This window comes from Pseudomonas sp. (assembly GCF_050739995.1).
Lineage (GTDB): Bacteria > Pseudomonadota > Gammaproteobacteria > Pseudomonadales > Pseudomonadaceae > Aquipseudomonas.
Genome location: NZ_JBOICG010000428.1, coordinates 1 through 6,151, shown reverse-complemented (window position 1 = coordinate 6,151; position 6,151 = coordinate 1). Strand labels below are relative to the sequence as shown.

The 6,151-nt window shown below is 58.0% G+C and carries 6 protein-coding genes; 5 read left to right on the top strand and 1 reads right to left on the bottom strand.

All coding sequences use genetic code 11. The annotated features are described in order from the left end of the window. From ACRESD_RS14165 to ACRESD_RS14145, 5 genes are all read left to right on the top strand, one after another. Positions 1-2,593 (top strand): response regulator (locus ACRESD_RS14165; protein WP_431751479.1); only part of this gene is annotated, 2,593 nt, incomplete at its 5' end. Then, positions 2,594-3,424: a CheR family methyltransferase gene (locus ACRESD_RS14160; RefSeq protein ID WP_431751478.1), complete on the top strand. Its 831-nt coding sequence runs from the start codon at positions 2,594-2,596 to the stop codon at positions 3,422-3,424. It begins immediately after the preceding gene. Then, on the top strand, positions 3,421-4,020 hold the full coding sequence (locus ACRESD_RS14155) for a chemotaxis protein CheB (protein WP_431751477.1): 600 nt from the start codon (positions 3,421-3,423) through the stop codon (positions 4,018-4,020). The genes ACRESD_RS14160 and ACRESD_RS14155 overlap by 4 nt, the downstream gene beginning before the upstream one ends. Further along, entirely contained in the window at positions 4,014-5,207 is a 1,194-nt protein-coding gene (locus tag ACRESD_RS14150) for a hybrid sensor histidine kinase/response regulator (protein ID WP_431751476.1), read from the top strand. Before ACRESD_RS14155 ends, ACRESD_RS14150 begins: the two co-directional genes overlap by 7 nt. A 78-nt stretch (positions 5,208-5,285) precedes the next feature. After that, positions 5,286-5,663: a response regulator gene (locus ACRESD_RS14145; protein WP_431751475.1), complete on the top strand. Its 378-nt coding sequence runs from the start codon at positions 5,286-5,288 to the stop codon at positions 5,661-5,663. A 240-nt stretch (positions 5,664-5,903) separates the two neighbouring features. Here the strand turns inward: ACRESD_RS14145 and ACRESD_RS14140 are convergent. Further along, positions 5,904-6,151: hypothetical protein (locus ACRESD_RS14140; RefSeq protein WP_431751474.1), on the bottom strand; the 248-nt coding region annotated here is incomplete at its 5' end.

Genomic DNA, 6,151 nt, shown 5'->3' with positions numbered 1-6,151 from the left:
ATCGATCTACAGCGACGAAGGCATCGTGGGCCAGGCCGCCCAGTTGGATCGCCTGATTCGCCTGGATGATGTGCCGGTGGACTACTTCAAGGTCAGCTCCGGCCTCGGCGAAGGGCCCACCCGTAGCGTGCTGGTGATGCCGACCAGCGATGACGACCGCGTCAATGGCGTTATCGAGTTGGGGTTCCTGCGCTCACTGGAAGAGCGTGACGTCGAGTTGCTGGAGCTGATCGCCGGCAACATCGGCACCTCCATCGAAGCCGCCCGCTATCGTCAGCGTTTGCAGGAGGTGCTGGCCGAAACCCAGCAGCTCAATGAAGAACTGCAAGTGCAGCAAGAAGAACTCAAGACCGCCAACGAAGAGCTGGAAGAACAATCGCGTATTCTCAAGGAGTCCCAGGCGCACCTGGAAACCCAACAGGCCGAGCTTGAGCAGACCAACGAGCAGTTGGCCGAACAGACCCAGACGCTGGCCGACCAGCGCGACGCCATGGACCGCAAGAACATCGAGCTCAACCAGGCACAACTGGAACTGGAAGACCGCGCGGACGAGTTGTTGCGCTCCAGCAGATACAAGTCCGAGTTCCTTGCCAACATGTCCCATGAACTGCGCACGCCGTTGAACAGTTCGCTGATCCTGGCCAAGTTGCTGGCCGAGAATGCCCAGGAAAACCTCAGCGCCGAACAGGTCAAGTTTGCCGAGTCGATTTATTCGGCGGGCAATGACTTGCTCAACCTCATTAACGACATCCTGGACATTTCCAAGGTTGAAGCCGGCAAACTGGAGGTGCGCCCGGAGAACTCCAGCGTCGTACGCCTGGTGGACGGCCTGCGCAGTCTGTTCGAGCCGCTGGCGGCTGATCGTAAGCTGGGTTTCCAGGTCGAGGTGCAGGGCGATGCGCCGACCCTGTTGTTCACCGACCGCCAGCGCCTGGAGCAGATCCTCAAGAACCTGTTATCCAATGCGGTGAAGTTTACCGAGCAGGGCGAAGTCAGCCTGTCGGTGGCGCGCGCGCCGGGGGAGGGCATTGCCTTCACCGTGCGTGACTCCGGCATCGGTATTGCCCCGGACCAGCAGGAAAGTATCTTCGAAGCCTTCCGCCAGGCCGATGGCACCACCAACCGTCGTTACGGCGGTACCGGCCTGGGCTTGTCGATTTCCCGCGACCTGGCCACCTTGCTCGGTGGCTATATCAGCGTGACCAGCGAACCGGGCAAAGGTAGCGTTTTCACGCTGGTGTTGCCGGAGCAGTACGTAGAGCGCGCAGAAGGCGCCTCACCCATTGAGCCGCCGCGCCAAGCGGTGGCGCCTCCCGCGCCGCCGCCAGTCCAGATTTCCCCTCTGCCGGTGGCCGATGCCGGCCAGATTCCGCGCTTCGCCGACGACCGCGACAAGGCGCCCTTTACCACGCGCTGCATTCTGGTGGTGGAGGATGAGCCGAACTTCGCCCGTATCCTGTTCGATCTGGCCCACGAGCTAGGCTACAACTGCCTGGTGGCCCATGGCGCGGACGAGGGCTACAGCCTGGCGGAGGAATACGTCCCGGACGCGATCCTGCTGGACATGCGCCTGCCGGATCACTCCGGGCTGACGGTGCTGCAACGCCTCAAGGAGCACGCCAGCACCCGTCACATCCCGGTGCATGTGATTTCCGTGGAAGACCGCGTCGAGGCCGCCATGCATATGGGCGCCATCGGTTATGCCGTCAAGCCTACGACTCGCGAAGAACTCAAGGATGTTTTTGCACGCCTGGAAGCCAAGCTCACCCAGAAGGTCAAGCGCGTGTTGCTGGTGGAGGACGATGACCTGCAACGCGACAGTATTGCCCGCCTGATCGGCGACGATGACATCGAAATCACCGACGTCGGTTATGCCCAGGCAGCCCTGGACCTGCTGCGCACCAACATCTACGACTGCATGATCATCGACCTGAAACTGCCGGACATGCTCGGTAACGAGCTGCTCAAGCGCATGGCCACCGAGGATATCTGTTCGTTCCCGCCGGTGATCGTCTACACCGGGCGCAACCTGACCCGCGATGAAGAGGCCGAACTGCGCAAGTATTCGCGCTCGATCATCATCAAGGGCGCCCGCTCGCCAGAGCGTTTGCTGGACGAAGTCACGCTCTTTCTGCACAAAGTCGAATCCCAGCTGTCCCATGACCGCCAGAAGATGCTCAAGACCGCCCGCAGCCGCGACAAGGTCTTCGAGGGACGCAAGATCCTGCTGGTGGACGACGACGTGCGCAACATCTTCGCGCTGACCAGCGCCCTGGAGCACAAAGGTGCGGTGGTGGTGATCGGGCGAAACGGCCGTGAAGCCATCGATAAACTCAATGAAGTCGGGGATGTCGACCTGGTGCTGATGGACGTGATGATGCCGGAGATGGACGGTTACGAGGCGACTGCCTTGATCCGCCAGGACCCGCGCTGGAAGAAGCTGCCAATCATTGCGGTAACGGCCAAGGCGATGAAGGATGACCAGGAGCGCTGCCTTGCAGCCGGTTCCAACGATTACCTGGCCAAGCCGATTGACCTGGATCGCCTGTTCTCACTGATTCGCGTATGGCTACCCAAGATGGAACGCATTTAAGTGGAGCAACGTTTTTTGGAAAAAAGCAGCGATATTGAGCTGCGCCTGCTGATCGAGGCGATTTACCTCAAGTACAGCTACGATTTTCGCGATTACTCCGGCGCATCGGTCAAGCGTCGCGTGGCCCATGCCTTGCGCCAGTTCGACTGCGCGACCATTTCGGCGTTGCAGGAACGGGTGCTGTACGATCCCACGGCGTTCATGCAGTTGCTGCAATTCTTGACGATCCCCGTGAGCGAGATGTTTCGCGACCCTTCGCACTTCCTGGCGATCCGCCAAGAAGTGGTGCCGCTGCTCAAGACCTACCCGTCGATCAAGATCTGGATCGCCGGTTGCAGCACGGGGGAGGAGGTGTATTCCATGGCGATCCTGTTGCGTGAAGAAGGGTTGCTGGAACGCACCATCATTTATGCCACTGACATCAACCCGGCCTCACTGGATAAAGCCAAGCAGGGCATCTTCTCTCTGGAGAACGTGCGGGCTTATACGGCGAATTATCAGCAAGCCGGTGGCCAACGTTCATTTGCCGACTACTACACCGCGGCATACGATTACGCGATCTTCGACAAGACGCTGCGCGAGAACGTGACTTTTGCCGATCACAGCCTGGCAACCGACAGTGTGTTTTCAGAAACTCAATTAATTTCATGCCGTAATGTGTTGATTTACTTCAACAAAAAACTACAAGACCGAGCATTTGGATTGTTTCATGAATCGCTGTGTCATCGCGGCTTCCTGGTGCTGGGCAGTAAGGAAACCCTGGATTTTTCCGCCTACAGCAAACAATTCGAGCCCTTGGTCAAGCAAGAGCGGATCTACCGAAAATCATGAACGACGCTGCTGCCAACCCGACTGGCGGGATTGAAGCCATCGTCGTCGGCGCTTCCGCCGGCGGTGTCGAGGCATTGCTGAGTATTTTCAGCGAACTGCCCGAGGGCTTCGGCCTGTCGATCATTGCGGTACTGCACCTTCCAGATGAGCGCCGCAGCCAATTGGCCGAAGTGTTCGCGCGACGCCTGCGTATCCCGGTACGCGAGGCGCAGGATAAAGAAGTGATCGAAGTGGGCACCTTGTACTTCGCAGGGCCTGGCTATCACCTATCGGTAGAGCAAGACCGCAGCTTGTCCTTGAGCCAGGAAGATCGCGTTTTTCACTCGCGACCCGCCATCGATTACCTGTTTTCCTCGGCCGCCGACGCGTATGGCAACAGGCTGCTGGCGATTCTGTTGACCGGTGCGAATCAGGACGGTGCACGCGGCCTTGCCTACGTCAAGCAATCGGGCGGCACCACCGTGGTACAAGACCCCAAGGAAGCACGGATTGCCGTGATGCCCCTGGCGGCCCTGGCACTGCACACACCTGACTATATTCTTACCTTGAGCCGCATAGGTTCATTGTTGGCCTCCCTGGAAAATTCCCCATGTTAAGTACTGTCCAGGCCAAACTGCTGATCGTCGACGATCTGCCGGAAAACCTGCTGGCCCTCGAAGCGCTGATCAAGCGTGAGGATCGCCAGGTCTTCAAGGCTCTGAGCGCCGACGAAGCCTTGTCCCTGCTACTGGAACACGAATTCGCCATGGCGATTCTCGACGTGCAGATGCCCGGCATGAACGGTTTCGAGTTGGCCGAATTGATGCGCGGCACAGAAAAGACCAAGAACATCCCGATTGTGTTCGTCAGCGCCGCCGGCCGGGAGCTCAACTATGCCTTCAAAGGCTATGAAAGCGGCGCCGTGGATTTCCTGCACAAGCCGCTGGATATTCATGCGGTCAAGAGCAAGGTCAATGTATTCGTTGACCTGTATCGACAGGGCAAAGCCGTGAAGCTGCAAGTCGAAGCCTTGGAGCGCAGCCGGCGCGAACAGGAACTGTTGCTGACGCGCCTGCAGGCTACCCAGGCGCAGTTGGAGCAGGCCGTGCGCATGCGTGATGACTTCATGTCGATCGTCGCCCACGAGGTGCGTACCCCCCTCAATGGACTGATCCTGGAAACCCAACTGCGCAAGATGCACCTGGCTCGGGATAACGCCGCGGCATTTACCCTGGAAAAGATGCACGCCATGGTCGACCGTGATGAGCGGCAAATCCAAAGCCTGATCCGGCTGATAGAGGACATGCTCGACGTGTCGCGAATCCGTACCGGCAAACTCTCGATACGCCCGGCGCGGTTCGACTTGACCCAATTGGTAAGCAACCTTGTGGCTAACTTCGCGCCACAGGTGACCGCTGCCGACTCGTCCATGCAACTGGTGACCGAAGGGCCCGTCGAAGGCAATTGGGATGAGTTTCGCATAGAACAAGTGATCACCAACTTGCTGACCAATGCCTTGCGCTACGGCGCGAAAAGCCCGGTAGAGGTGCGTGTGTACACCGAACACGGCGAAGCGCGCGTCGAAGTGCGTGACCATGGCATCGGTATCAGCGAAGACAACCAGAAGCGTATTTTCCAGCAGTTCGAGCGCGTCTCGGCCAGCCATGTGGCGGCAGGGCTGGGCCTGGGGCTGTTTATTTCCGAACAGATCGTCGCGGCCCATGGTGGCACCATCGAGGTCGAAAGCCGGATAGGTGAGGGTGCCTTGTTCCGGGTATGCCTGCCGCTTGAGGCATCGTCATGAAATCAATCGTCACCTGGACGCAACCTCTGCGTGACCCCATGGTCGTAACAGCAGCAAATGACCGGACAAAGGTTTCCCATGAGTGAAGATGCACAAGATGTTGTACTGATCGTCGAAGACGACGAATCGATTATGTTCGTGCTGGGCGAGTACCTGGCCGGCCTGGGGTATCGGGTCTTGAAGGCGGTCGATGGGGAGCAGGCCTTCGAGATCCTGGCGAGCAAGCCGCACCTGGACCTGATGGTCACCGACTATCGCCTGCCGGGCGGGATTTCCGGGGTACAGATTGCTGAACCTGCAATCAAGCTGCGACCGGAATTGAAAGTGATCTTTATCAGCGGCTACCCGCAGGAAATTCTCGAGTGCAATAGCCCGATTACGCGCAATGCACCGATTCTGGCGAAGCCGTTTGATCTGGATACGCTGCAAGAGCATATTCAGCGGTTGTTGGCCTGAACGTACGGCGCCCACTGGTTGTGGCGCCGCAGTCTTCAGGCTACCCGGTTTGATGCCCATCAGTTTGAGATACCCGGTGGGGTAGCTGGTTGCGCCTCGGCGGTCCGCACTGGCTTGAACGGCGTCGAACACCTTCGACGAAACAGTATTTTCAGCCTACCCGACGCGTAAAGCTGCTTCGTAACAAATCAGACCTTGATTGTTCGGGTTCGCATGTAGTTTCTCCCAGTTGGTTTTTAATTACTGGCTGGTAAGCGGCCGAGGTGCTCCGGATGGAATTATCTGTGTGCCGTATAGTTTTTTGAAGTCATTACGAAGCACACTGTTTATATCTTGCCACTCATCATCATGGTCAAAGATCTTGAACTCCAGGGTGTTTTGATTGTTTGCGTGGGTTTTATATTGCACATTCATCTTTTTATCGTGAAAGAGCTTTTTCAGCGCTCCCTCCATATCCTCGGCACTCGTAAACGTGGCCAGTCCATGGT

What these genes read in the sequence shown, in the direction of transcription:
- ACRESD_RS14155 (WP_431751477.1), top strand. Translation starts at nt 3,421, where the DNA reads ATGAACGACGCTGCTGCCAACCCGACTGGCGGGATTGAAGCCATCGTC.
- ACRESD_RS14150 (WP_431751476.1), top strand. Translation starts at nt 4,014, where the DNA reads ATGTTAAGTACTGTCCAGGCCAAACTGCTGATCGTCGACGATCTGCCG.
- ACRESD_RS14145 (WP_431751475.1), top strand. Translation starts at nt 5,286, where the DNA reads ATGAGTGAAGATGCACAAGATGTTGTACTGATCGTCGAAGACGACGAA.